Source organism: Antribacter soli, assembly GCF_021568775.1.
Taxonomy (GTDB): Bacteria; Actinomycetota; Actinomycetes; order Actinomycetales; family Cellulomonadaceae; genus Antribacter; species Antribacter soli.
In genome coordinates, this window is sequence record NZ_JAKGSG010000002.1 from 1 (window position 1) to 26736 (window position 26736).

Here is a 26736-nt window from a genome sequence, read left to right on the forward strand (position 1 = left end):
CCCTGGGGCGACCCGGGGTTTCTGGGGCCCCGGGTTGTCCCCCGCCACCTGGACCGGGGGGGGGGGGCGGCGCACGCCCGCGCCCCCACCCCACGTCACGCGGGCCTTGCCGTTCGTGTCCCCGCTGATGAGGCCCGCCGACGGAGAGCTGGGCGCGTCGGGCCTGCCATAGGGGACCACCGCGGCGGACTCCGGGCTGGCAGGGGAGCTGCCCGCCTTGTTCGCCGCCGTCACGGTGAACGTGTAGCTCGCCGTCGGGTCCAGGCCGGCGAACCGGGCGGACGTCCCCGTGATCCCGGTGCGCGACTCCGTTCGGCTGCCCCCTCGGTAGACGTCCACCTGGTAGGCGGACACCGGGTCGCCGTTGTTGGCGGGCGCGGTCCAGCTCACGACGACCACGCCACCGTCGGCGGCCGCGTCCGGCGCGCGCGTGGCTGTCGGGGCGGCGGGCTGCGCCGGAGGTGCCGCCGGCGTCTCGGCCGCGGACGGGTCGGACCAGTCCGAGGGGTCCGGGGCCGCGTTCTCGGCCTGCACCCGCACCGTGTAGGCGGTGCCGTTGCGCAGGCCCCGCCACACGACCTGGTTCCCGGGGACGCACGTCTTCTGGATGCGCCCGTCCGCCGGGGCGGGCGAGATCTCCAGGTTCACGCACTCGATCGGCGACCGGTCCGTGTAGGCCCGGTTCACCCACGTCACGGTCAGGCTCGAGTCGCCGAACGTGAGCGTCGCCGGGGCCGGCGCGTCCGGCTTCGCATCGGGACGGGCGGCGGCCGACGCCGGCGAGGCGCCCGACTCCCCCACCTCGTTCGTCGCGGTGACCGTGAAGGTGTAGAACACGTCGTTGGTCAGGCCGGTGACCGTGCAGGTCGTCGTCGGGCAGGAGGTCGGCCCGCCGCGGTCCGAGCGCACCGTGTAGCCGGTGATCTCCGCCCCGTTGTCCACCGGCGGGTCCCACGAGAGCACCACGGTCCCGGAGCGCACCTCCTCCACTCGCGGAACGCCGGGCGCCTCCGGCCGCCCCAGGACGGTGACCTGGACGCGGCCCTCGACCTCCCGGTCCGGGTCCCTCGTCGCGTCCTGCACGCGGTACCGCACCACCATCACGCCGTGGAAGGTGTCCGACGGCGTCAGGGTGACGCCGTCCGGCGACGCCGCCACGGTCCCGTCCCCGGTCTCGACGCTCGCGCTCACGACGGTGAGCGGGTCCTCGGGGAACGGGTTGGCGTCGTTGGCGAGCACGGGTACCCGCGTGCCCTCGCCCTGGTGGGCGTCGGGCACGACGTCGTCGTTCGCCCGGGCGAGCGGCCGCGTCGAGGCGACCACCTCGACGACGACGGTGCCGGGCACGGGCGGGTGCCCGGCGTCGGACACCGCGACTGGGAGGGTGAGGCGCGAGCCCTTGGACAGGCCCGGCTCGGCGCGGACCATGAGGAGCGTGCCTTCCGTCGCGGCGCTGAGACCGTCGGCGCCGCCAGTGACCTCGGCCGTGAGCGGGTCGCCGTCGGGGTCGGTCGCGTAGGCGCCCAGCTCGAGGGCTGCCTCCTCGCCGGCCGCGACGCGCAGCACGGGCGTGCCCTCGAGCACCGGCGGCAGGTTCTCCCGGGCGACCACCGACACCTGCGCCGTCAGCAGCGCCACCTGCGCCTTCGGGTCGTCCGGGCCGGAGGCGTCGGTGACCTCGAAGGTGACCGCGGCCTGGCCCACGTAGCCGGCGGCCGAGGTGTAGACCATCGTGGTGGGCCCCGTGACCTCCCGCGTGCCGTGCAGGGCGGTGACGCGCGACTCCTCGGTCAGGCGCGGCGCGCGCCCCTCGGCGACCACGACGAGCTCGGTGATGTCGATCGCGAGCGGCTCGCCGCTGACGACCTCGAGCGGGTCGAGGCCCGCGCGCAGGTGCGGCGCCGTGCCGTCCGGCGGCACACGCAGGAAGGCGCGCGCCACCAGCCCGTCCATGTCCGTGACGGCGTAGGTGATCAGCTGCGGCTCGGCGCCCAGCGTGACCGTCACCTGGCCGTCCTTGCCCACGACCGCGGTGTCGCCGTCGACGCTCACCTCGAGGTCCGAGGCCAGGCCGTCCGGGTCGGAGTCGTTGCGCAGCACGTCCACCGTGACCGCGCTCCGGGTGACGTCCCCGGCCGCGACCACGTCGTCGCGCGCCACCGGCGGGCGCAGCGGCGCGTCGGCGGCCACCGTGACGGTCACGGCACCGGTCGCCTGTGCGGCGAGCGCGTCCTGGATCCCGTAGTAGAACGCGTACGTCCCGTCCTCGCGCGGCGTGGTGACCACGACGAGGGAGTCGACGGCCTCCGGGCCGAGCTCCTCCGCGCCCTGGAACGCGGAGCCGACCAGCGCGATCTCGTCGCCGTCCGGATCGGAGTCGTTGGCCAGGACGTCGACGGCCACCGTGCGGTCCGGGCGCACGACCGTCTCGTCCGCCGCGGCGAGCGGCGGCTGGTTCTCCTGCGGCGGGGGCGCGATGCCGACGCGCACGACACCCTCCGCTACCGCGCCGCGCGTGTCCACCACCCGGTACGTGAACGTGTCCGCGCCCAGCGAGCCGGGCGCCGCGTGGTAGTCGAGGTAGCCGTCGACCACCTCGGCGGTGCCCTGGACCGGCGCCGAGCCGACGGCGGACAGCGTGACGTGGTCGCCGTCCGGGTCGACGCCGTCGAGCGGCAGCGCGATGCGCACGCTCGAGCCGCTCAGGACGCGCGCCTCGACGTCCGGTGGTTGCGGGGCGCCGTTCTCCTCGCCGTCGACGACAGTGATCGTGAGCTGAGCCGAGTCCTTCTGGCCGTTCGGGTCCCGCACCTCGTAGACGGCGTGGTAGGTGCCCGCGACGGACGGCGCGCGGAACCGGACGGTCTCCTCCGAGACGAAGGCCTCCCCCGCCTCCGGCTGCTCCACGAGCTCCCCCGCGACGGCCAGCTCGAGCCCGTCGGGATGCGTGTCGTTGCGCAGGACGGGGACCGTCACGACGTCCCCGGCCCGGACCGTGGCCTCGTCGGGCGCCGCGTCCGGCGGGCGCAGTCGGTCGGGCGCCGGGACGGGCACCACCCGCACCTGCCCGACGGCGGTCGCCCGCCCGTTCGACACCGTGTACTCCACCGTGACCGGGCCGTCGAGCCGCCGCACCTCGGTCACCCTCAGCACGTGGTGGGCGAGGACCGCGACCGTCACCGGCGCGCCAGCCGGCGCTCGTACGCCCTGCACCACGAGCACGCCGCCCGCGAGATCGGTGTCGTTGGCGAGCACGTCCACCAGCGCCGAACCGCCGGCCGGGAGCAGCACCAGGTCGGGCACGGCGACCGGCGGGCCGTCCACCTCAGGCGGGACCACGACGTCGATCCGCACCAGGCCCGTCGTCGCGTCCGGGCCGTCACTGACCTGGTAGGTGAGGTCGTAGCTGCCGGGCTGCGGGCTCATGAAGCGGAACGTGCCCGCCGCGTAGTTGGGCGTGATCTCGGCGGGAGACTGCTCGGCCACGTTCACGAGCCGCAGCGGGTCGCCGTTCGGGTCCGTGTCGTTCTGCAGCGGGCTCACCGTGACCGGCTGGCCGGCGAGGACCACGACGTGATCGCCCACCGCGACCGGCGGCTCCTGGGCGGCCACGACGTCGACGAGCAGGCGGCCCTCGACGGTCAGCCCCAGGGCGTCGGTCACCGTCAGGCTCACGACCTTGCGACCGGTCGTGGTGCCGCCGTCCCGGAACTCGACCGTGCCGTCCGGCCGGGACCGCACCTCGTCCCCCGCGACCGAGGAGGTTGCCGAGGACAGGACGAGGTCGTCCCCGTCAGGGTCGCGGAACGACGGGAGCACCCGCGTCGTGGCCACGCCGCCCTGGGCCACGCGCAGCACGGGCTCGCCGACCTGTGCGGGCGCGTCGTTCTCCGTCAACGGCACCACGCGCAGGTCGACCTGGGCGGGCGCCTCGCCGCCGCGGCCGTCCGAGACGGTGTAGGTGAAGGACAGCAGGCCGGCGGCCTCGGGCGGGACCGCGGCCTGCAGGGCCTTCCCGCCGAGCACGCGGTCGACCGTGACCGGCCCGTCCGGCGCCTGCGACACCGCGGCCGTCATGACGTCGCCGTCCGGGTCGACGTCGTTCGACAGGACATCGAGCACCGTGGTGCGCCCGGGACGCACGCCGAGCGCGTCGTCGGAGGGCTGCGGCGGCCGGTTGGGCTGCTGCCGGTCCACGACGAGCTGGTCCACCTGCTCCGGCGTCGTGGTCTCCGAATCCTGTCGTTCGCCCTCGGCGTCCTCGGGCAGCTTCAGGTCCCAGTCGTCGACCTTCTCGTACTCGTCCGCGGCGAGCCACAGGGTCCCGGCCGACAGGTCGTTCAGCACGATGACCTTCCGGTTCACCCGGTAGGCGAGCACCGTGCTCGGGTCGACCCCGTCGAGCCGCGTGTCGACGTCCCGGTCGGTGCCCGGGCAGTCACGCAGCACCTGGCCCGTGCTGGACCATGCGCCGTACGTGCAGTCACCGAGCTGGACGGGCGCGGCCGGCGAGCCCTCGGCGCGGCGCACGACGGCGGTCCCGCCGCCCAGCGGCTGCGTCACCAGGCCGTCGGGCGTGGCGACGACGACGGACCCGTACTCGGCGGAAGGCTGCTGCAGCCGCGCGTCCGCGCCGTCCGGCACCTCGACGGTCCGGCCGCCCGGCAGCACCAGCACCGACGCGGTCCGGTCCAGCACCACGGGCACCTCGCCCACCGCGCTGACCTCGATCTCGGCCCGCTCCGACACGGGCAGGTCCAGCGTCTCGACCGCGCCCGGAACGCCCTGCGACGTCGTGGGCACCGTGTACAGGGTCCCGTCGGCGGGCACGCCGACCAGCACCGTGCCGCCCTGGGTGACGGCGAGGGCCCCGCCAGGGGCGAGCTCCGCCGTCGGCTCCGACTCCGCCGGGTCGAACGACGTCGCGCCGTCGAAGGGCAGGACCCAGAGACGGCCCGTGGCCGGGTCGAGCACCGCCGTGGTCGCGGCGCCCGAGGCGACCTGCGCGCCGACGGGGAGGCGCAGGGTGCCGTCGAGTGCCAGGTGCGCCGGGTTCACGGGGCTCGCGGTCCAGCCACCGCCGTCAGCGAGCAGGACGCGCTGGGCCGTCTGTTGCACGTCGAAGTCCGCCGAGCCCGCGAGGAGCGTGCCGTCGAGCGCCTGTGCCTCGTAGTTGAAGCGCCCGAGCAGGCCTGCGGAGGTCTTGGTGACCCACACGCCCGAGTCGTTCAGGTCGACGTCGGCCGTGGGCTCGCCCTCGTACGTGACGGCCAGGACGGCGAGCGCGCCCGCGAAGAGGACGACCACGCACCCGGACACCATGGAGCGCCACTCATCCCGCAGCCATCCCGGCACGTCGACCAGTCCCCCCGACACGCGCGGCCACTCCCCCGGTGGTCGACGGCCCGCGCGTGAACCCTACTCACCAGGCCCGACACGAACCGTCAGCGACACGGGGGAACTGTCCGTCACCCGCGGCCGTCTGCCCGCGACGAACCCGGACCCGTCAGACCGTCCGGTCCGCCAGGGCCGTGGCGAACGCCGCCAGGGCCTCCTTCACCGGCCCGTCGGGCACGGGGTCGAGCTCGGCGGCGGACTGGGCCGCCCACCGCGTCGCGAGCGCGCGCGTCTCGTCCAGCACCGGGTGGGCGCGCAGCGCGGCCAGGGCCGCGGTCAGCGCGTCATCGGACGACAGGTCCCCGTCCAGCTGTGCCAGCAGCTCCCGGTCCGCGTCGGTCGCCTCGGGCGACGCGACGCGAGCCCGGAGCAACAGCACGGGCATGGTGGGCACGTGCTCGCGCAGGTCCGTTCCCGGCGTCTTGCCGGAGGACTCGGACGGCGAGGCGACGTCGAGCACGTCGTCGGCGAGCTGGAACGCCACGCCGAGCTTCTCGCCGTACTGCGTCACGGCCTCGACCACGGGCTCCGGGCACCCGCCGAACATCGCGCCGAACCGCGCCGACGTGGCCAGCAGCGACGCCGTCTTGTCGGAGAGCACCTGCAGGTAGTGCTCCACCGCGTCCTCGCCCTCCCGCGGGCCGAGCGTCTCGTGGAGCTGGCCGAGGCACATGCGCTCGAACGTGCCGGACTGCAGCACGACTGCTTCGGGCCCGAGCCGGGCCACGCGGGACGACGCCCGCGCGAACAGCATGTCGCCCACGAGGATCGCGACCGAGTTGCCCCACACCGAGTGCACGGACGGAGCGCCGCGGCGCAGCGGCGCGGAGTCCATGACGTCGTCGTGGTAGAGCGACGCGACCTGCGTCAGCTCCACCACGACGGCGGCGTCCACGAGCTCGGGCCGCGAGCCGTCGCCGAGCTCGCCCGTGAGCAGGGTCAGCAGCGGCCGGAACCGCTTGCCGCCGGCCGAGACGAGGTGCCGCGACGCGTCGTCCGCGAGTGCGTCCGCGCTGGCCACGGCGTCCGACAGCGCCTCGTCGACCGCCTCCAGCCTGCGCACCAGCCGGGCGGCCAGCTCCGGGTCCGGGACGGGGATCCCGAGGGCAGAGGCGGTCGCGGCCGGGTCGGGGACGGACGCGACCGGCGGCGTCGTCGAAGGCTCGGTCGGCAGGTGCGCAGAGGTCACGGCACGAACTTAATAGCCTGACCCGCAAGTTCGAGAACCGGACCAGGAAGGAGGCCCAGCAGGATCGTCGCCGCAGCGCAGATCGCGACGGCGACAGCCGCCGGCCCACGGGACCCCACGACGGTGACGACGGTGCGGGCTGCTTCCGTCCGGGTCGCCGTCGCAACGCCGCCACCAGTAGTTTCGGCCCCCTCGCCGGCGACCTCCACAGCGGTGCCCGACGCCGGGGCGGCCCCGGGCGCACCTTCACCCGACAGGCGGCGGGTCACCTCGGCGTCGGGCGCCGGTGTGAAGACCATGAGCACGATCACGCGGACGTAGAAGAAGACGGCGACGACGGACGCGAGCACGCCGACCACGGCGAGCCACGTGAGGTCGCCGGAGACGGCCGCGGAGAACGCCGTGAACTTCGCGACGAACCCGGCGGTGAGCGGGATGCCTGCCATCGACAGGAGGAACAGGGCGAAGGCGGCGGTGAGCCACGGGGCCTTTCGTCCGAGACCGGCCCACTGCGACAGGTGGGTCGCCTCACCCAGCACGACGCCGTCGTCGGCAACCTCGCCGTCCGCCCCGGCCGGCTCGGCGGACCCGTCGGCGGACCCCGTCAGCCGGGTCTCCCGCACCAGCGTCACGACACCGAAGGCGCCGATCGTCGCGACGCCGTAGGCGACCAGGTAGAAGACCACGGCCCGCACCGAGAACCCGGTGTACCCGGCGACGGCGACGAGCAGGAAGCCCGCGTGCGCGATCGACGAGTAGGCGAGCAGCCGCTTCACGTCGGTCTGCACGGCACCCGCGACGGTGCCGACCACCATGGTCGCCACGGCCACCGTCACCACCACGACGCGCAGGTCGTTCGCAACGTCCGCCGGGACGCTCACCACCACGGTGTACAGCACCTTCACCATCGCCCCCGCGGCCGCGACCTTGGTGCACGCCGCCATGAAGCCGGTGACCGGCGTGGGCGCACCGGTGTAGACGTCGGGCGTCCACGCGTGGAACGGCACGGCGCCCAGCTTGAACAGGAGGCCCACGAGGACGAGCAGCACGCCGCCCACGAGCAGCACCGTCATGCCCTCGAGCGGGGCGGCTCCCGACGCGATGTTCTGCCGCAGCACGTCGAGGCGCACGGTCCCAGCGAACCCGTAGATCAGGGCCACGCCGAAGATGAACAGGGCGGACGCGAACGCGCCGAGCAGGAAGTACTTCGCGGCGGCCTCCTGCGACAGGAGCCGGCGCCGCCGCGCCGTCGCGCAGAGGACGTACAGCGGCAGGGACAGCACCTCGAGGGCCACGAACAGCATGAGCAGGTCGTCCGTCCCGACGAACAGCATCATGCCGCCCGTCGCGAACAGCAGGAGCGGGTAGATCTCCGTCTGCTGCAGCCCGGCCCGCCGGGCCAGGTCCTCGTAGGAGGTGCCGGGCACGGCGGCGGCAGTGGGCGCGAACGCGTCCTGCCCGGTCGACGTGCGGTCGGCCACGACGAGGACGCCCAGGAACGCCAGCGCCGCGATCGTGCCCTGCAGCGCGAGCGCGAAGGGCGTCACCATGACCGTGCCGCCCACCAGCACGTCGGACACGCCCGCGGTCTCGGGCGTGCCGACGACGACGGGCCAGCGCAGGACCACGAGCGCCAGCGCCCCGGCGAGCGCCACGAGCGTGAGCACGACCTGGACGGCGCGCCGGACGGCGTCAGGCACGAAGGCCTCGACGAGGACGCCGGCCACGCCGGCCCCGAGCACCACGAGGAGCGGCGCGAGCGCCGCCCAGTCGATCAGCGGCACGACGAACCCGGTCACTGGTTGCTCCCTTCGACCGCCGCGACCGTCCGGTCGGCGGGCGAGTCCACGTAGGTGAGGGCGAGCTGCGGTACGAGGCCCAGCACGAGCAGGGCCGCGACCAGGACGCCGGCCACGGCGCGCTCGCGGCCACCGACGTCGGGCAGTGCGCCGAGCCCCTCAGCAGGCTTCCCGGTGAAGATCCGCTGGTACGTGAGGAGCACGTACACCGCGGCGAGGACCACGCCCAGGATCGCGACGAGCGCCGCGGCGGGGGAGCCCTCGAAGGAGCCGACGAGCACCATGATCTCGCTGGCGAACGTCGCCAGGCCCGGCAGGGACAGCGTCGCGAGGCCCGCGACGAGGAACATCCCGGCGAGCACGGGCGTGACCGTGCGCAGCCCCGAGTACTCGCTGATGAGCTGCGAGCGCGCGGGGTGCCGCGCGATGAGGAAGCCGGCCACCAGGAACAGCGCCCCGGTCGCGAGGCCGTGGTTGAGCATCATGAAGCTCGACCCGGCGGTCCCGAGCGGGCTGAACGTGAAGATGCCCAGGATGATGAACCCGAAGTGCGACACCGACGTGTATCCGATCAGGCGCAGCAGGTCGTCCTGCCCGATCGCCATGATCGCGCCGTACAGCACGCTGACCACCGCGAGCGCCACGATCACGGGGGCTGCCCAGCGGGACGCCTCCGGGAACAGCGGCAGGCACAGCGTGAGCATGCCGAAGGTGCCGACCTTGTCGAGCACGCAGATCAGCAGCGTGGAGGTGCCGACGGGCGCGTTCTCCGCGACGTCGGGCAGCCAGGTGTGCACGGGGAAGAGCGGCGCCTTGATCGCGAACGCGAGGAAGAAGCCGCAGAAGATCAGCCGCTCCGTCACCGGGTCGATCGCCAGGCCGGTCAGGTTGTCGGTGAGGAACGCGTCGCCGGCACGCAGGCCCGTCGTCGGGTCCGCCGGTGCCTGGAAGTAGAGCGCGAGCACCGCCGCGAGCATGATCAGGCCGCCCGCGAGGGAGAAGATCAGGAACTTCACCGCGGCGTACCGGCGCTGCGGCCCGTGGCCGAACGCGCCGATCATGAAGTACGCCGGGATCAGCATGGCCTCGAACAGGACGTAGAAGAGGAACACGTCCCGGGCGGAGAACACGGCCACCATGAACGCCTCGAGGATCAGCACGAGGACGAGGTAACGGCGCAGGCGCGTCATGTCGCCGCCCTGCTCGCGCCACGCCGCCGCGATCACGAGCGGCACCAGCACCACCGACAGCGCCACGAGCAGCAGGCCGACGCCGTCCACGCCGACGGCGTACGACGCCCCGATCTGCGGGATCCACGAGTACGTCTCGGCGAGCTGGTGCTCGGCGGCGGCGCCGGTCTCGAACTGGGCGAACGCGCCCACGAGGAGCGCGACCTCGACGAGCGCGCCCGTCAGGGCGGTCGCCCGCGGCCCGGGGATGCCGGAGCGGGATCGCCCGCTCGCCGCCACGGCGGCCGCCGCGACGAGCGGCCACGCGATGAGGGCGGTCAGCCAGGGGAACATCTCTCCTCCGTTCACTGGGTCACCGCCGCGGCGATGCCGGCGACACCCGCGATGACGAGCACGCCGGCCAGGGTCATGGCCGCGTAGGACCGGGCGTACCCGTTCTGCGCCTTGCGGATCTGGTCACCCGCGCGGGTGACGGAGCCCGCGAGGCCCAGCCAGCCGCCGTCGACCACCGCCTTGTCGGCGTAGACCGCGGTGCGGGTCAGGACCTGGCCGGGGAGCATCACGAGCGCCTCGTTCGCCGGGTCCTGGTAGAGGTCGCGGCGGGCGGCGCGGGTGAGCGCGGAGCCGTGCGGCGCCCGCGCGGGCACACGGCGCGCCGCGTACTGCAGGAACGCCAGCGCGGCGCCGCCCAGGACGAGGACGAGCGTGAGGGTCGTGATGACCCAGACCGGCAGCACGGGCTCGTGGTGCTCCACGTGCCCGGTGACGGGCTCGAGCCACGTCGTGAAGGTGCCGCCGATCGCGAGCAGCCCGCCGAGGGCGACGGAGCCGACGGCGAGCACGATCATCGGCGCCGTCATGAGGAAGGGCGACTCGTGCGGGTGGTGGTCGTCGTCCCACCGGCGCGTGCCCGCGAAGGTCATGAAGAACAGGCGGGACATGTAGAAGGCCGTGATGCCGGCGCCCACCAGCGTGACGGTGCCGAAGACCCACGGCTGCCAGCCCTCGCCCACGAACGCCGCCTCGATGATCCGGTCCTTCGACCAGAAGCCCGAGAACGGCGGGACGCCGAGGATCGCGAGCCAGCCCAGGCCCATCGTCACGGCCGTGACGGGCAGGAAGCGCGAGAGGCCGCCGTAGCCGCGCATGTCGACGTTGTCGTCCATCCCGTGCATCACCGAGCCCGCACCGAGGAACAGGCCCGCCTTGAAGAAGCCGTGCGTCAGCAGGTGGAAGATCGCGAACGCGTAGCCGACCGGGCCGAGGCCCGCCGCGAGCATCATGTAGCCGATCTGCGACATCGTGGAGGCGGCCAGCGCCTTCTTGATGTCGTCCTTCGCGCAGCCGACGATCGCCCCGAACAGGAGCGTGATCCCACCGACGAGCACCACGACGAGCTGCGCCGTCGGCGCGGCCTCGAGGATCGTCGCGCTGCGCACCATGAGGTACACGCCCGCGGTGACCATCGTGGCCGCGTGGATGAGGGCGCTGACCGGGGTGGGGCCCGCCATGGCGTCGCCGAGCCACGCCTGCAGCGGGAACTGGGCCGACTTGCCGCAGGCCGCCAGGAGCAGGAGGAGGGCGATCGCCGTCCACGTGCCCGTGGACGGTTCGAGCCGGCCCGCCGGCCCGGCCTCGCCGGCCGCCGCGGGCAGCACGTCCGCGAAGCTCACCGAGCCGACCGTCGCGAACATCAGCGCCATCGCCGCGATGAGTCCCATGTCGCCCACGCGGTTCATGACGAACGCCTTCTTCGCCGCCACCGCGTTGGTCCGCTCGTGGTCCCAGAACCCGATGAGCAGGTAGGACGCCAGGCCCACGCCCTCCCAGCCGACGAACAGCAGCAGGTAGGAGTTCGCCAGCACCAGCGTGAGCATCGCCGCGACGAACAGGTTGAGGTAGGCGAAGAACCGGCGGCGGTGCGGGTCGTGCGCCATGTACGCCACCGAGTACACGTGGATGAGCGTGCCGACGAACGTCACGAGCATCACGAACGTCACCGACAGCGGGTCCAGGCGGATCCCGAGGTCAACGTCCAGGCCGCCGGCGGACAGCCACGTCCACAGGTGGTGGTCCAGGACGCGTCCGTCGTCGGGCAGCCCGAGCATGGCGGCCAGGAGGATGAAGCCGACCACTCCTGAGGCCGCCGAGGCCGCGACGCCGAGCCAGTGCCCCCACCGGTCGGCGGCCTTGCCGCCGAGGAGCAGGATCGCCGCGCCGAGCAGGGGGAACCCCACGAGCCAGGGCGCCAGCCCTATCACGTTGTCCATGTGCCTCAGCCCTTGAGGAGATTGACGTCGTCGACCGAGGCCGAGCGGCGGGTACGGAAGATCGTCACGATGATCGCGAGCCCGACGACGACCTCGGCGGCGGCCACGACCATGACGAAGAACGCGAGCACCTGCCCCGTGAGGTCGCCGTGGAGGCGGGCGAACGTCACGAAGGCCAGGTTGGTGGCGTTGAGCATCAGCTCCACGCCCATGAAGACGACGATCGCGTTGCGGCGCAGCAGCACCGTCGTGGCGCCGATCGCGAACAGGACGGACGCCAGGACGGCGTAGTTGGTGACCTCCATGTCACTCCCCCTCGACCGTTGCGCGCTCCGACTCGAGCAGGGCGCCCACCGAGCGCTGCTGCCCGCGGATGCGCAGGACGCGCGGCACCGACGCCTCGACGGGCTCGCCCGCCGGGTCGAGCGCGGGCGTGTCCATCGCGTTGTTCAGGGCGTAGACGCCGGGCGTGGGCTGCGGCGTGAGCGACACGCCCCGCGGGAGGGCGCGGACCCGAGACTCGGCCATGGTCCGCTGCGTGCGCCGCGGCTCCAGACGGCGCCGGTGCGTCAGCACGAGCGCCCCCATCGCGGCCGTGACGAGCAGGACGCCGACGGCCTCCATGGCCAGGACGTAGTCGCCGAACAGGATGCGCGCCAGCCCCACCGGGTTGGTGACCTCGTTCGCGAGCCCGAGGCCCGCCGCGGGCGGGAACGCCGCCTGCGCGACGACGCCCGCCAGCACGATCCCGAGGCCCAGGCCGAGCAGCAGGCCGATCCCGCGCTGACCCTTGATGGTCTCGGTCAGCGAGTCCGACGCGTCCACGCCGACGAGCATGAGCACGAAGAGGAACAGCATCATCACGGCGCCCGTGTAGACAACGACCTGGACGACGCCGAGGAACGCCGCCTCCTGCGCGATGTACATGATCGCCAGGCTGACCATGACGAACACGAGGCACATCGCCGCGTGCACCGCCCGCCGCACGAACAGCAGGCCCAGCGCGGCGAGCACCATGAGCGGTGCCAGCACCCAGAACAGGGCGGCCTCGCCACCGGTCGCGGTCATGCCCTCACCCCCGCCGGCCTCGTCGCGGTGCCGCGGCCCGCCGACCGCGGCCGCCCGGTCGTCGCGACCTTCTCCGCGGCCGGCAGGGTCGGGTCGTCCGGCCGGTGCTCCGCCACCCAGGAGACCTGCACGGGCGTGGGGCCCGTGACGTCTCCGCGGTAGTAGTCCGTGTCGGTGGTGCCCTCGACCATGGGGTGCGGCGCGGCGAGCATGCCCTCCCCCAGCGGCGCGAGCAGGTCCTGCTTCTCGTAGATCAGCCCGGCCCGCGTAGGCCCGGCCAGCTCGTACTCGTTGGTCATGGTCAGAGCGCGCGTGGGGCAGGCCTCGATGCACAGCCCGCAGAAGATGCACCGCAGGTAGTTGATCTGGTAGACGGCGCCGTACCGCTCGCCGGGGCTCATGTGCGCACCGCCGGAGTCGTCCGCCGTCACGACGCGGTCCGCGTTCTCCGGCAGGGCCGAGTTGTCCGCGCCCTCGACGTAGATCGCGTCCGCCGGGCACGCCCAGGCACACAGCTCGCAGCCGATGCACTTCTCGAGCCCGTCCGCGTAGCGGTTGAGCTGGTGGCGGCCGTGGTACCGCTTCTGCGGCGGCACCTTCTGGCGCGGGTACTGCTCCGTGACGGTCGGCCGGAACATCGACGACAGCGTCACCCCGAAGCCCGCGACGGGCGCGAACAGCTCCTTGATCGGCCCCGCCTGCGGGCGCAGGGGCTTGTACTCGTCACTCACCGGTGACCCGTCCCTTCTTCTGGAGGACGCCGCCGGTCTCGGTCGCCGCGGAGCCTGGTCCGGCTCCGGCGGCGTCCGCAACGGCTCCGGCGGCGTCATGCTCGATCGGCGTACGGCGGCCGCGCGGCGACGGCGGCAGGGTCTGGCCGGGCAGCGGCGGGACGGGGTAGCCGTCCGCGAAGGCGTCCAGCACGGCCTCCTCGCCGCCCTTCCGGCCGATGGGCCTCGGCTTCTCCGGCCAGAACCACACCAGAGCGAGCAGCACCGCGAAGACGCCGCCGATCACCCACAGGGTCGCCGTGAACGGCAGCTCGACGACGCGGTTCGCCCACTGGATGAGGGCGACCACGACGGCGAACGAGAGAGCCACCGGGATGAGGACCTTCCAGCCGAACACCATGAACTGGTCGTAGCGCAGGCGCAGCAGCGTGCCGCGGACCCACACGAACACGAACATGACGGCCCAGAGCTTCACGAGGAACCAGAGGACCGCCCACCAGCCCTCGTTGAGCATCCCGGCGCCGACGGCGGACAGCGGCCAGGGTGCGCGCCACCCGCCGAGGAAGAGCGTGACGGCCACCGCGGAGACGTTGAGCATGTTGATGTACTCGGCGAGGAAGAACCAGGCGAACTTCATCGAGGAGTACTCGGTCATGTAGCCGGAGACGAGCTCGCCCTCGGCCTCGGGCAGGTCGAACGGGAGGCGGTTCGTCTCGCCGACCATCGAGATCACGTAGACGACGAACGCCGGCAGCAGCGGGATGAACCACCACAGCCGCGTCTGCGAGTCCACGATCTGCGACGTCGACATCGAGCCCGCCATGAGGAACACGCTGACGAGCGACAGGCCCATGGCGAGCTCGTACGAGATCACCTGGGCGGTGGACCGCACCGCGCCGAGCAGCGGGTACGTCGAGCCGGACGACCAGCCGCCGAGCACGATCCCGTACACGCCGAGCGACGCGCACGCCAGGACGTACAGCACCGCGACCGGGAAGTCGGTGAGCTGCGCCGGGGTCGAGTAGTCGGTGAACGGGATCGTCACCTCGGGCCCGAACGGCACCACCGCGAACACGAGCAGCGAGCAGAACACCGAGATCATCGGCGCCAGCAGGTAGGTGAACTTGTCCGCCGCGGTGACGGTCAGGTCCTCCTTGAGCAGCAGCTTCATCGCGTCGGCGAGCGACTGGAGCAGGCCGAAGGGACCGTGCCAGTTGGGGCCGGGGCGCACCTGCATGCGCGCCACGACCTTGCGCTCGAACCAGATCGCGAACAGCACGCTGGTCAGGAGGAACACGACGATGAGGACGGCCTTGACCACCGTCGTCCAGATCGTGTCCTGCGAGAAGTCCGCAGCGATCCCGGGGATCATGCGTCGCTCCTTCCGGCGGCGGCCTCGCCGTCCTGGCCAGCAGGCCCGCCCGGCACCGCGGGCACGACCCGCACCAGGTCGCCGGGTGCCGCGCCCAGGGTGTCGTGGACCCGGCAGCCCGCCGACTTCAGCGGGAGCCACACGACGCCGTCCACCATGTCGGTCACGGCGACGGGCACCGTCACCGAGCCGCGGTCGGTCGAGACGGTCACGGCGTCGCCGTCGTACGCGTCGAAGGACGCCGCCGTGGCGGCGGACATCCGTGCCAGGGCCCGCTTCGCCGTCCCGGCGAGGAACCGCTCGCCGTCCTGGCCGCGGGCGTCGTCCAGCAGCAGGCGCCAGCCCGCCAGCACGGCCAGTCCCGGCCCGACGACGGGCGGTCCCGCGGGAGCACCGTCGGGGGCGGGCACACGGTTGCCGGCCCAGCGGCCGAGCGCCGCGATCGCGAGGTGCGCCTGCTGCGGGGTGGCGGCGGAGAGGTCGGCCCCGAGCTCCGCGGCGAGGGCGTGCAGCACACGGTGGTCCGGGAGCGCGGTCGACTCGATCGCCTGGCCGAAGGCCCGCACGCGGCCCTCCCAGTTCCAGTACGAGCCGGCCCGCTCCTGCGGGGGCGCGACCGGCAGCACGACGTCGGCGAGCTGAGCGGCCTCGGACAGCCGGACCTCGAGGCTCACGACGAAGCCGGCACCCGACAGGGCGCGGCGGGCGTGCGCGGGGTCGGGCAGGTCGGCGAGCTCGACCCCGCCGACCAGCGCGGCGCCGAGCTGACCCACCGAGAGGGCGTCGAGGATCTCGCCCGTGTCCCGGCCGGGGGCCTCGGGGACGGAGCCCCAGGCGGCGGCGACCTCGGCGCGGGCCGCGGGGTCCACGACCGGGCGGCCACCCGGGAGCAGTCCGGGCAGCAGCCCGGCCTCGACGCCGCCGCGCTCACCGGCGCGGCGCGGGATCCACGCGAGCCGTGCGCCGGTGGCCTGCGCGAGGGCGAGCGCCGCGGCGTAGGCACCGGGCGAGGTCGCCAGGCGCTCGCCGACGAGGATCACCGAGCCGGCCTGCGCGAGTGCGTCGATGCCCTCGTCGAGCACCGCCGGGGCGGCGTCCGCGGGGAGCAGCCCGCCGGTGAGGCGGGTGCGCAGGCCGTCGAGCCACTCGGCCTCCGTGCCGGGCGCGGCCGGGAGCAGCGTCCCGGACAGGCGCTCGAGCCCACGCGAGGCGTACGGCGCGACGGCGAACACCCTGACGCGGCCCTTCGCGACGCCCTTGCGCAGCCGCAGGAACGTGACACCGGCCTCCTCCTCGGCCTCCAGGCCGACGAGCAGCACGGCGGGCGCGCTCTCCAGGTCGGAGAACGTGACGCCCACTCCGCTACCGGCGACAGCGTGCCCGAGGAACGCCTCCTCCTCCAGGGAGTGCACGCGCACACGCTGGTCGACGTCGTTCGTGCCGAGCACCGCCCGCGCGAACCGCGACCACGCGAACGCGTCCTCGACGGTGAGCCGGCCGCCCGGAAGCACGCCGACGCCGCCGTCGGCCGTCGCTGCGGCCAGGCCTGCCGCCGCCACCCCGAGGGCCTCCGCCCAGGAGGCGGGCCGGAGCTCGCCCTTCGTGCCGTCCTCGGCCACGTCCCGCACCAGCGGGGTCGTGACGCGGTCCGGCGCGGTCTGCCACGTGAACGCGAACCGGTCCTTGTCGGTGATCCACTCCTCGTTGACCAGCGGGTCGTCGCCGGACAGGCGGCGCAGCACGACGCCGCGGCGGTGGTCGATCCGGATGGCGGACCCGCACGCGTCGTGCTCCCCGACCGCCGGCGTGCTCACCAGGTCGAACGGCCGCGACCGGAACCGGTAGCCGGCCCCCGTCAGGGCGCCGACCGGGCAGATCTGAACCGTGTTGCCGGAGAAGTACGAGGCGAAGGGCTGCCCCGACGTGTCGGGGTAGGCCTCACCGACCGGGCGGTCCACGGGCCCCGGCGTCGCCGGCTCGTCCGCCGGCTCGGCGAAGCCGAGAACAGACTGGTCGAAGCGGCCGATCTGCTGCCCGGCCCCGCGATCCTGCAACGCGATGAACGCGTCGCCCGCGATCTCCTCGCTGAACCGCGTGCAGCGCTGGCACAGGACGCAGCGCTCGCGGTCGAGCAGGATCTGCGTGGACAGGGCGATGGGCTTGGGGAACGTGCGCTTGACGTCGATGAACCGCGTGTCCGCGCGCCCGTTCGTCATCGCCTGGTTCTGCAGGGGGCACTCGCCGCCCTTGTCGCACACCGGGCAGTCGAGCGGGTGGTTCATGAGCAGCAGCTCCATCACCCCCTGCTGCGCCTTGTCGGCGACGGGCGAGGTCAGCTGCGTCTTCACGACCATGCCGGGCGTGGCCTCCAGCGTGCACGAGGCCTGCGGCTTCGGCATCGGCCGGACGTTGCCCTCCCGGTCCGGGGTGGCCACCTCGACGAGGCACTGCCGGCACGCGCCCGCGGGCGCCAGCAGTGGGTGGTCGCAGAACCGCGGGATCTGGATGCCGGCCTGCTCGGCGGCCCGGATCACGAGGGTGCCCTTGGGGACCGACATCTCGATGCCGTCGACGGTGAAGGTCACCAGGTCGACGGGCTTCTCGACCGGTCCGGACCCGGTCTTGGGGGTGGTGACGGTCATCGGTGACCTCCCGCGCCGGCTCCGGCCAGGGCGGCCGCCGGGCGCGTCTTCGGGGTGTAGGGGAACAGCGCCGACGCCACCGGGTCGAACGGGCACCCGCGGGAGTCGATGTGCGCCTGGTACTCCTCGCGGAACAGCTTCACGGAGGACGTGATCGGCGAGGTGGCTCCGTCGCCGAGCGCACAGAACGCCCGGCCCAGGATGTTGTCGCACAGGTCGAGGAGGAGCTCCAGGTCTCCGTCCTGGCCCTGCCCCGCCTCGATGCGGTGCAGCACCTGCTTGAGCCAGTACGTGCCCTCCCGGCACGGGGTGCACTTGCCGCACGACTCGTGCGCGTAGAAGTCGGTCCACCGGCTGACCGCCCGGACCACGCACACCGTCTCGTCGAAGATCTGCAGCGCGCGCGTGCCGAGCATCGACCCCGCCGCGCCCACGGACTCGTAGTCGAGGGGGGTGTCGAGATGGTCCGCCGTGAACAGCGGCGTCGAGGAGCCACCGGGCGTCCAGAACTTCAGCTCGTGGCCCCTGCGGACGCCGCCCGCCAGGTCGAGGAGGGTACGGAGCGTGATGCCCAGCGGCGCCTCGTACTGCCCGGGCCGCTTGACGTGCCCGGACAGCGAGAACAGGCCGTGGCCCTGCGAACGCTCGGTGCCCATGGACGCGAACCAGTCCGCCCCGCGCGCAAGGATGCCCGGCACCGACGCGATCGACTCGACGTTGTTGACCACCGTGGGCCGCGCGTACAGGCCTGCGACGGCGGGGAACGGCGGCTTGAGACGCGGCTGCCCGCGCAAGCCCTCGAGCGAGTCGAGCAGCGCCGTCTCCTCGCCGCAGATGTACGCCCCGGCGCCGGCGTGCACGGTGACCTCGAGGTCGAACCCGGAGCCCTGGACGTCCTTGCCCAGGTAGCCCGCCGCATACGCTTCCTCGACGGCCTTGATCAGGCGCCGGTACACGTGCAGCACCTCGCCGCGCACGTAGATGAACGCGTGGTGGCAGCCGATCGCGTAGCTCGTGATCACGATGCCCTCGATCAGGTGCTGCGGGCTCGCGAGCATGAGCGGGATGTCCTTGCAGGTGCCCGGCTCGGACTCGTCCGCGTTGACGACGAGGTAGCGGGGACCGCCGTCGGGCGGCGGCAGGAAGCCCCACTTCATGCCCGTGGGGAAGCCTGCGCCGCCGCGGCCGCGCAGGCCGGAGTCCTTCACGGCCTGGACGACCGCGCCGGGGTCCATGCCCAGGGCGGCGCGCAGGCCGTCGTAGCCGCCGCGGGACTCGTAGGCCTCGAGCGTCCAGGACCGCTCGGCGTCCCAGGTGTCGGTGAGGACCGGGGTGAGCGTCACTTCTCGGCTCCCTTCGAGGCGCCCGGGGCCGCGCCGGGCGTGCCCGGCTTGCCCCCGGGCAACGCGTCGGACGGCGTGGTGGGCGTACGGGCCGCGCTCGACCCGGGCTCGCCGGGCTTCGGCGCGGTGGCACCTGCCGGACCGCCGGAAGCCGCACCCGCAGGTGCTCCTTCGGCAGGTTCCTTCTCGGCGGGAGACGGAGCGGTCCACATGTTCTCGCGCGCGATCCGCAGCCCGATCAGCGTCGGGTCGCCCGCGCCCGTCCCCTCGTCGGCCCGGCCGTCGGAGAACCCGGCCAGGACCCGGCTCATCTGCTTGAACGTGCACACCGACGCCGCGCCGCGCGTCGGCGCGACCGCCTCGCCGGCGCGCAGCCGGTCCGCGAGCGCCGTGGCCGACTCCGGCGTCTGGTTGTCGAAGAACTCCCAGTTGACCATCACGACGGGCGCGTAGTCGCAGGCCGCGTTGCACTCGATGTGCTCGAGCGTGATCGCGCCGTCCTCCGTCGTCTCGTCGTGGCCGACGCCGAGGTGCTCCGACAGCTCGTCGAAGATCGCGTCGCCGCCCATGACGGCGCACAGCGTGTTCGTGCACACCCCGACCGTGTAGGTGCCGTTGGGGTGGCGCTTGTACTGGGTGTAGAAGGTCGCGACGGCAGAGACCTCGGCGGCCGTGATCCCGAGCTGCTCGGCGCAGAACAGGATGCCGTCGCGGCTGACGTACCCGTCGACGGACTGCACGAGGTGCAGCATCGGCAGGAGGCCGGAGCGCGGGTCGGGGTAACGCGCCACGATCGCAGCGGCGTCGGCCGTCAGGGACGCGAGCGTCGCGGCGTCGTACCTGGTCCGGGTCGGCGGGGCCGGGATGGGCATCGTCGGCACCGGGGCGCCCATGGGTTCGGCGGTCATCGGTCCACACCTCCGAGGACGGGGTCCAGGGACGCGACGGCGACGACGACGTCGGCCACCTGGCCGCCCTCGCACATCACCGACACGGCCTGGAGGTTGTTGAACGAGGGGTCGCGGAAGTGCGCGCGGTAGGGGCGCGTGCCGCCGTCGGACACGACGTGCACGCCGAGCTCGCCGCGCGGGTGCTCCACGGTCTGCCACGCCTGGCCGGCGGGGACGCGGAAGCCCTCCGTGACCAGCTTGAAGTGGTGGATCAGGGCCTCCATGGAGGTGCCCATGATCTTCTTGATGTGCTCCAGGGAGTTGCCCTGGCCGTCGGCGCCGACGGCCAGCTGAGCCGGCCAGGCGATCTTCCGGTCGGCCACCATGACCGGCGCCCCGGCCGTCGCGTCGAGGCGGGCGAGCGCCTGCTCCACGATCCGCAGCGACTGGTAGCACTCCTCGAGGCGGAGCACGGCGCGGGTGTAGCAGTCGGCACCCGTGCCGGTCGGCACGTCGAACTCGTACGTCTCGTAGCCGCAGTAGGGCGCGGCCTTGCGCACGTCGTACGGCAGGCCGGTCGAGCGCAGCACCGGGCCCGTGATCCCGAGGGCCATGCAGCCCGCGAGGTTCAGCGCGCCGACGTCGGTCAGCCGCGCCTTGAAGATCGGGTTGGCGAGCATGAGGTCGCCCAGCTGGCCCAGGTAGTGCCGCACGTTCTCGAGCGCGTCGCGCGCCTGGGCGGTGAAGCCCTCGGGGACGTCCACCGCCACGCCGCCCGGGCGGATGTACGCGTGGTTCATGCGCAGGCCGGTGACGGCCTCGAAGAGCCGCAGGATCTCCTCGCGGGCGGTGAACCCGACGGTCATCACCGTGGTGGCGCCCATCTCGTTGCCGCCGGTGCCGAGGCACACGAGGTGGGAGGTGATCCGGTTGAGCTCCATCATCAGGACGCGGATCACGGACGCGCGCTCCGGCACGTCGTCCGTGATGCCGAGCAGGCGCTCGGTCGCCAGGCAGAACCCGGCCTCCTGGAAGAAGGGCGCCACGTAGTCCATGCGGGTGCAGAACGTGGTGCCCTGCGTCCACGTCCGGAACTCCATGTTCTTCTCGATGCCCGTGTGCAGGTAGCCGATGCCGGCGCGGGCCTCGGTGACGGTCTCGCCGTCGATCTCCAGCATCAGGCGCAGCACCCCGTGGGTGGACGGGTGCTGCGGGCCCATGTTGACGACGATCCGCTCCTCGCCCACGGCCTCGCGGGCGATGTCGTCCCAGTCGCCGTCGCCGTAGGCCTCGAAGGCGCGGACGGTGGCGGCGAGGCCGTCGTCGGCGGGCAGGGTGGCGTGCGGCACGGAAGCAGTGGCGCTCACGAGTACGACCTCCTCGTGTCCGGCGGGGGAATGGTGGCCCCCTTGTACTCGACGGGGATGCCGCCGAGGGGGTAGTCCTTGCGCTGCGGGTGCCCCACCCAGTCGTCGGGCATCTCGATGCGCGTCAGAGCGGGGTGACCGTCGAAGACGATCCCGAAGAAGTCGTACGTCTCGCGCTCGTGCCAGTCGTTCGTCGGGTACACGCTCACCGTGGACGGCAGGTGCGGGTCCTCGTCGGGCGCCACGGTCTCCAGGCGCAGCCGGCGGCCGTGCGTCACCGAGACCAGGTGGTAGACGGCGTGCAGCTCGCGGCCCGTCTCGTACGGGAAGTGCACGCCGGAGACCCCGAGGGACAGCTCGAAGCGCAGGTCCTGGTCGTCGCGCAGCGCCTGGCACACCGGCACCAGGTGCTCGCGCCGCACGTACAGGGTCAGCTCCGCCTGCGGCGCGTCGGCGGTGGCGGCGCCGTGCAGGTCCACCACGACCTTCTCGACCGCGTCGTCGAACGCGAGCCCGCCGTCGGCGAGCACCTCCCCGAGGATGTCCACGACGTCGTCGAACCAGCTCCCGTACGGGCGGGCCGACGGGCCGGGCATCACCACGGGGCGGACGAGGCCGCCGTAGCCGGACGTGTCGCCGGAGTCGCCCGCGCCGAACATGCCGCGGCGCACCTCGGTCACCTCGAGCTGCGTCGCCGAGGCGGGGGCGGCGGGGCCCTTCGAGACCTCGCTCATCGCAGCAGACCCTTCATCTCGAAGGTGGGGGTCGCCTCCAGGGCGGCGGCCTCGGCGGCGGTGGCCGCCTCACGGCGGTTGGCGCCGAGCGGCGCCTGCTGGATCTGGTCGTGCAGCGCCAGGATCGCGTTGATCAGCATCTCCGGGCGCGGCGGGCAGCCGGGCAGGTAGATGTCGACCGGGACGATGTGGTCCACGCCCTGCACGATCGCGTAGTTGTTGAACATGCCGCCGCTGCTGGCGCAGACCCCCATGGAGAGCACCCACTTGGGCTCGCTCATCTGGTCGTAGACCTGGCGCACCACGGGCGCCATCTTCTGGCTGACGCGCCCCGCCACGATCATGAGGTCCGCCTGGCGCGGCGAGGCCCGGAACACCTCCATGCCGAACCGCGACAGGTCGAACCGCGACGCGCCCGCCGCCATCATCTCGATGGCGCAGCACGCCAGGCCGAACGTCACCGGCCACAACGACGCCTTGCGCAGATACCCCGCAAGGTCCTCGATCGTCGTCAGCAGGAAACCTGACGGCGCCTCCTCGAGCCCCATGCCTCCTCCTTCCGCCCGGTCACCCGGGCGCTACCGCCCGGGCCGGGGCCCGGGCACGAGAGTCACACCCAGTCGAACCCGCCCCGCCGCCACTCGTAGACGAACGGCACCGTGATCAGCGCCAGGAACGTCAGCGACGCCACCAGGCCGAACGTGGCCAGAGTCGTGAAGTCGACGGCCCACGGGTAGAGGAACACGATCTCGATGTCGAACACGATGAACGTCATCGCGACCAGGTAGTACTTGATCGGCAGGCGGCCGCCGCCCGACGCGTGCGGCGTCGGCTCGATGCCGCACTCGTAGGCATCGAGCTTCGCCCGGTTGTAGCGCTTCGGGCCGATCACGGCGCTCGCCGCGACGCCGCCCAGCGCGAGGACTGCCGCCACGGCCATCAGGACCAGGACGGGCAGGTACGGGTTGGTCATGCTCGGATCTCCCTCATGAACGAGGCACCACCCTGGTGAGCCCCGCGATGACGCGGTCCACCCAGTCGCCTCCGCGGGGCTCGTAGCAGTCGGACAGGAGCTTGAGAGTGAACTGCATGACGACCTTCCGGGGAAGGCCGTACCGGACGCACACCCGCATCACCTCGGGGTGCTCGATGAGCCGCACGAACCAGCGGCCCAAGGTGTAGTAGCCGCCCAGGTCGTCGCGCATGCGCGCGCCGTACGTGGCGAGCGTGGCCTCGCGGGCCGTGTCGGTACGGCGCGCACGGGCCTGGCTGATCGCGTCCGCCGCGACCCGGCCGGCCTGCAGCGCGTACGCGATGCCCTCGCCGTTGAAGGGGCTGACCATGCCTGCCGCGTCGCCGGCGAGGATCACGCCGTCGGCGTACAGCGGACCACGGTTGAAGCCCATCGGGAGGGCGGCGCCGCGGATGGTCGCGCGCTCCTCGTCGGGGACGAGGTCCCAGCCCTCCGGGGCGCTGTTGGCCAGCCAGGTCTCCTGCAGGCGGCGGTAGTCGATGCCGGCGGCGGACTGGCGGGCGGGCGTGCTGTGCACCGACCCGAGGCCCACGTTCGCCGTGCCGTCGCCCAGCGGGAAAACCCAGCCGTAGCCGGGGAGCAGGTCGCTCTTGCCCGGGGCGCCGGACCACAGCTCCAGGTGGGACTCCATGAACGGGTCCTCGTGCCGCGGCGTGCGGTAGTAGGCGCGCACCGCGGTGCCCATCGGGCGGTCGTCCCGGCGCTCGCGCCCGACCCCGAGCCCGAAGCGGGAGCTCACGCCGTCCGCGGCGACGACGACCGGGGCGCGGAACGTGCGCTCCGGGCCCTCGGCCCGGCCGCGGCCGTCCAGCGGCTGGGCTGTCACGCCCAGGACGCGCCCGGTGCGCTCGTCCCGGACCGCGCCCGTCACCTTGGTGCGCTCGAGCAGCTTGGCTCCGTTGGCCTGCGCGTGCTGTGCCAGCGTCTGGTCGAGGGACGTCCGGGCGCGGGCCATGCCGTAGCCGGGGTAGCTCGTCAGGTTCGGCCAGTCCAGCTCGTAGGCGCGACCGCCGCCGTGGACGCGCAGACCGCGGTTGCGGATCCAGCCGTCGTCCTCGCGGGTGCTCACGCCCATGCGGACCAGCTCGGCGACCGCGCGCGGCGTCAGGCCGTCGCCGCACACCTTGTCCCGCGGGAACTCGCCCTTCTCGAGCAGCAGCACGTCGAGCCCCGCGGACGCGCACCAGTGCGCGGCGGACGCGCCGGCAGGGCCGGCTCCCACCACGATGACGTCTGCGTCGTCGCGTACGTCGTTGTGCACGTGCTCACCCCCAGGTCGTGAACTCGCTGCATTGTCACAGGGCCTTGTGAACCCTGTCACAACACCGTCACCCTAGCCACACATGCGGTGATCCGACTAGCAAGGCATACCTAACCCCGGGGGTGCCTCGGGACGGTCTTTACGCAGGTCGCAGCCGACCCGGCCCGCTCAGGCCGGGCGGACCGCGCGGTGCAGGGCGACGACGCCGCCCGTGACGTTGCGGTAGGCGACGTGCGACCACCCGGCGCCGAGCATGAGGCGGGCCAGCTCCACCTGGGTGGGCCACGCGCGGATCGACTCGGCGAGGTAGTCGTAGGAGCCGCGGTCCTTCGTGATGGCGCCCGCGACCGGGGGCAGCGCCCGCATGAGGTACTCCTGGTACAGGGTGCGGAACGGGCCCCACGTCGGCGTGGAGAACTCGCAGATGACGACGCGGCCGCCCGGGCGGACCACGCGCAGCATCTCCCGCAGCGCCGCGCTCGTGTCGACCACGTTCCGCAGGCCGAAGCTGATCGTCACCGCGTCGAAGCTCTCGTCGGCGAAGGGCAGCCGCGTGGCGTCGCCCGCCACGAACGGGAGGTCGGGGCGGCGCCGCTTGCCCACCTGGAGCATGCCGAACGAGAAGTCCGACGGGACCACGTAGGCGCCGCCGTCGGCGAACGGTTCGCTGCTCGTGCCTGTCCCGGCCGCCAGGTCGAGGACACGCTCGCCCGGCATCGCCGCGACCGCGTCGACCGTGAGACGGCGCCAGCGGCGGTCCTGGCCCAGGGAGATCAGGTCGTTCGTCAGGTCGTAGTGTCGGGCGATGCCGTCGAACATCGACGCGACCTCTGCGGGGTTCTTCTCCAGGCTTGCGCGAGACATGGCTCGATCTTTCCACGTGTGACCCGGATGGGTGACGGGCGGATCCGTGCCGTGTGAGGTGAGCCACGGGCGTCCGATCACGGGGCGGCGCGCGCATATCCTGAGGCTGATGACCGCACTACCCACGGGCGCCGCACTGCGTCACGACGTGCCCGCCCCGAGCGCCGCCCTCGTGGTCCGCACGGTGCCCCTCGCCCTCGAGGGCCCGCTCGTGGACCTCCTGCCCGACACCCGGCCGCTCGCCTGGGTGCGGCGCGGCGACGGGCTCGTCGGCTGGGGTGAGGCGCTGCGGTTCGAGACGTACGGTCCCGGCCGGTTCGCCGACGCCGACGAGGCGTGGCGCTCCGTCCTCGCCCAGGCCGTCGTGCGCGACGAGGTGGGCCTGCCCGGCAGCGGCCCGGTCGCGTTCGGCTCCTTCGCGTTCGACGACGTCGAGCCGGGCGACGAGGCCGAGGACCCCGCGCGCGCGGGTGGCGTGCTCGTGGTGCCGCGCGTCGTCGTCGGGCGCCGCGGCGGTGCCACCTGGATGACCACGATCTCGCTGTCCGGCGACCTGTCCGCGCCGCCGGGGGCGGCGCTGCTCGGCGCCACCCGCCGCACCCCCGTGGCGTCGCCCGGTGCGGTCACGCTGCACGACGGCGCCGTGGCCGCCACGGACTGGCCGGCGGTGGTCGCGGAAGGGGTGGCCCGGATCCGGGCCGGCGAGCTGGAGAAGGTCGTCCTCGCGCGGGACGTCGTCGCCTCGACGGAGCGGCCCGTGGACCCGCGGTACCTGCTCGGGCGGCTGTCGACCGGGTACGAGGCCTGCTGGACCTTCAGCGTCGACGGCATGGTCGGGGCCACCCCCGAGCTGCTGGTCCGCAGCGAGAAGGGGCTCGTGACGTCGCGGGTGCTCGCCGGGACCATCCGCCGGTCCAACTCCCCGCACGCCGGGTCGCCAGAGGCTCTTGTGGGCGGAGCAGGTGCCGGGTCGCGGCGCGCGAACCCGGCACCTACTCCGCCCACAGCGCCTTCGGAAAGCCGCGACGACGCCGACCTGCTGCGCGCCGCCCAGCTCGCGCGGTCCTCGAAGGACCTCGAGGAGCACGAGTACGCCGTGGCGTCCGTCGCCGCGGCCCTCGAGCCGTTCTGCTCGTCGACGAACGTGCCCGAGTCGCCCTTCGTCCTGCACCTGCCGAACGTGATGCACCTGGCGACCGACGTCACCGGCGTGCTCGACACGTCGCGCGACGCGCCGCCGTCGTCGCTGTCCCTGGCGGCCGCGCTGCACCCCTCGGCCGCGGTGTGCGGCACCCCGACCGTGGCGGCCCGGGCGCTCATCCGCGAGATCGAGGGCCTCGACCGGTCCCGGTACGCCGGCCCCGTGGGCTGGCTCGGCGCCGACGGCGACGGCGAGTGGGGCATCGCCCTGCGCTCGGCGGAGCTGTCGGAGCGCGACCCTCGCCACGTGCGGCTGTTCGCGGGGTGCGGGATCGTCGCGGCGTCGGACCCGCTCGCCGAGCTCGCAGAGTCCGAGGCAAAGCTCGAACCGATGCGCCACGCCCTCGGCGCCTGACGCGAGGTACCTGCCGGAGCAGCACGGCCGG

Annotated in this window: 19 protein-coding genes; 1 reads left to right on the forward strand and 18 read right to left on the reverse strand. The window is 73.3% G+C overall.

Annotated elements, in window-relative coordinates:
• From L1785_RS00015 to L1785_RS00100, 18 genes are all read right to left on the reverse strand, one after another.
• The coding region (locus L1785_RS00015) for an Ig-like domain-containing protein (RefSeq protein WP_236087062.1) at nt 1–5376 on the reverse strand (5376 nt) is incomplete at its 3' end.
• A gap of 130 nt (nt 5377–5506) precedes the next feature.
• A complete protein-coding gene (locus tag L1785_RS00020) occupies nt 5507–6586 on the reverse strand; it encodes a polyprenyl synthetase family protein (RefSeq protein ID WP_372461760.1) in 1080 nt (359 codons plus the stop codon).
• Nucleotides 6583–8385 carry an NADH-quinone oxidoreductase subunit NuoN gene (nuoN, locus tag L1785_RS00025; RefSeq protein WP_236087063.1) on the reverse strand — a complete coding sequence of 601 codons (1803 nt, stop codon included), beginning with the start codon at nt 8383–8385 and terminating at the stop codon, nt 6583–6585. Before nuoN ends, L1785_RS00020 begins: the two co-directional genes overlap by 4 nt.
• On the reverse strand, nt 8382–9908 hold the full coding sequence (locus L1785_RS00030; RefSeq protein ID WP_236087064.1) for an NADH-quinone oxidoreductase subunit M: 1527 nt from the start codon (nt 9906–9908) through the stop codon (nt 8382–8384). Before L1785_RS00030 ends, nuoN begins: the two co-directional genes overlap by 4 nt.
• Nucleotides 9909–9919: 11 nt before the next feature.
• Nucleotides 9920–11845: an NADH-quinone oxidoreductase subunit L gene (gene nuoL, locus L1785_RS00035; RefSeq protein WP_236087065.1), complete on the reverse strand. Its 1926-nt coding sequence runs from the start codon at nt 11843–11845 to the stop codon at nt 9920–9922.
• A gap of 5 nt (nt 11846–11850) precedes the next feature.
• Nucleotides 11851–12150 carry an NADH-quinone oxidoreductase subunit NuoK gene (gene nuoK / locus L1785_RS00040; RefSeq protein ID WP_236087066.1) on the reverse strand — a complete coding sequence of 100 codons (300 nt, stop codon included), beginning with the start codon at nt 12148–12150 and terminating at the stop codon, nt 11851–11853.
• A 1-nt stretch (nt 12151) separates the two neighbouring features.
• Nucleotides 12152–12913 (reverse strand): NADH-quinone oxidoreductase subunit J, encoded by a 762-nt coding sequence (locus tag L1785_RS00045; RefSeq protein ID WP_236087067.1) that lies wholly within the window; start codon nt 12911–12913, stop codon nt 12152–12154.
• On the reverse strand, nt 12910–13743 hold the full coding sequence (gene nuoI / locus L1785_RS00050) for an NADH-quinone oxidoreductase subunit NuoI (protein WP_268914642.1): 834 nt from the start codon (nt 13741–13743) through the stop codon (nt 12910–12912). Before nuoI ends, L1785_RS00045 begins: the two co-directional genes overlap by 4 nt.
• Complete coding sequence (gene nuoH, locus L1785_RS00055; RefSeq protein WP_236087069.1) at nt 13637–15016, reverse strand: NADH-quinone oxidoreductase subunit NuoH; 1380 nt, start codon at nt 15014–15016, stop codon at nt 13637–13639. Before nuoH ends, nuoI begins: the two co-directional genes overlap by 107 nt.
• Entirely contained in the window at nt 15013–17658 is a 2646-nt protein-coding gene (locus tag L1785_RS00060) for an NADH-quinone oxidoreductase subunit G (protein ID WP_236087070.1), read from the reverse strand. The genes nuoH and L1785_RS00060 overlap by 4 nt, the downstream gene beginning before the upstream one ends.
• Complete coding sequence (gene nuoF, locus L1785_RS00065) at nt 17655–19001, reverse strand: NADH-quinone oxidoreductase subunit NuoF (RefSeq protein WP_236087071.1); 1347 nt, start codon at nt 18999–19001, stop codon at nt 17655–17657. The genes L1785_RS00060 and nuoF overlap by 4 nt, the downstream gene beginning before the upstream one ends.
• Nucleotides 18998–19909: an NADH-quinone oxidoreductase subunit NuoE gene (gene nuoE, locus L1785_RS00070; RefSeq protein WP_372461761.1), complete on the reverse strand. Its 912-nt coding sequence runs from the start codon at nt 19907–19909 to the stop codon at nt 18998–19000. The genes nuoF and nuoE overlap by 4 nt, the downstream gene beginning before the upstream one ends.
• Complete coding sequence (locus L1785_RS00075) at nt 19906–21258, reverse strand: NADH-quinone oxidoreductase subunit D (protein WP_372461762.1); 1353 nt, start codon at nt 21256–21258, stop codon at nt 19906–19908. The genes nuoE and L1785_RS00075 overlap by 4 nt, the downstream gene beginning before the upstream one ends.
• Nucleotides 21255–21992 carry an NADH-quinone oxidoreductase subunit C gene (locus L1785_RS00080; RefSeq protein ID WP_236087072.1) on the reverse strand — a complete coding sequence of 246 codons (738 nt, stop codon included), beginning with the start codon at nt 21990–21992 and terminating at the stop codon, nt 21255–21257. Before L1785_RS00080 ends, L1785_RS00075 begins: the two co-directional genes overlap by 4 nt.
• Nucleotides 21989–22540 carry a NuoB/complex I 20 kDa subunit family protein gene (locus tag L1785_RS00085; RefSeq protein WP_236087073.1) on the reverse strand — a complete coding sequence of 184 codons (552 nt, stop codon included), beginning with the start codon at nt 22538–22540 and terminating at the stop codon, nt 21989–21991. The genes L1785_RS00080 and L1785_RS00085 overlap by 4 nt, the downstream gene beginning before the upstream one ends.
• Before the next feature lie 62 nt (nt 22541–22602).
• Nucleotides 22603–22965: an NADH-quinone oxidoreductase subunit A gene (locus L1785_RS00090; RefSeq protein WP_236087074.1), complete on the reverse strand. Its 363-nt coding sequence runs from the start codon at nt 22963–22965 to the stop codon at nt 22603–22605.
• Nucleotides 22966–22978: 13 nt separating this feature from the next.
• Nucleotides 22979–24286, reverse strand: a complete 1308-nt coding sequence (locus L1785_RS00095) for a geranylgeranyl reductase family protein (RefSeq protein ID WP_236087075.1) — start codon at nt 24284–24286, stop codon at nt 22979–22981.
• Between the two features lie 168 nt (nt 24287–24454).
• Complete coding sequence (locus tag L1785_RS00100; RefSeq protein WP_236087076.1) at nt 24455–25150, reverse strand: demethylmenaquinone methyltransferase; 696 nt, start codon at nt 25148–25150, stop codon at nt 24455–24457.
• A 109-nt stretch (nt 25151–25259) separates the two neighbouring features.
• Here L1785_RS00100 and L1785_RS00105 point away from each other — a divergent pair, with 109 nt between their 5' ends.
• On the forward strand, nt 25260–26705 hold the full coding sequence (locus tag L1785_RS00105) for an isochorismate synthase (RefSeq protein ID WP_236087077.1): 1446 nt from the start codon (nt 25260–25262) through the stop codon (nt 26703–26705).
• Nucleotides 26706–26736 lie beyond the last annotated feature (31 nt).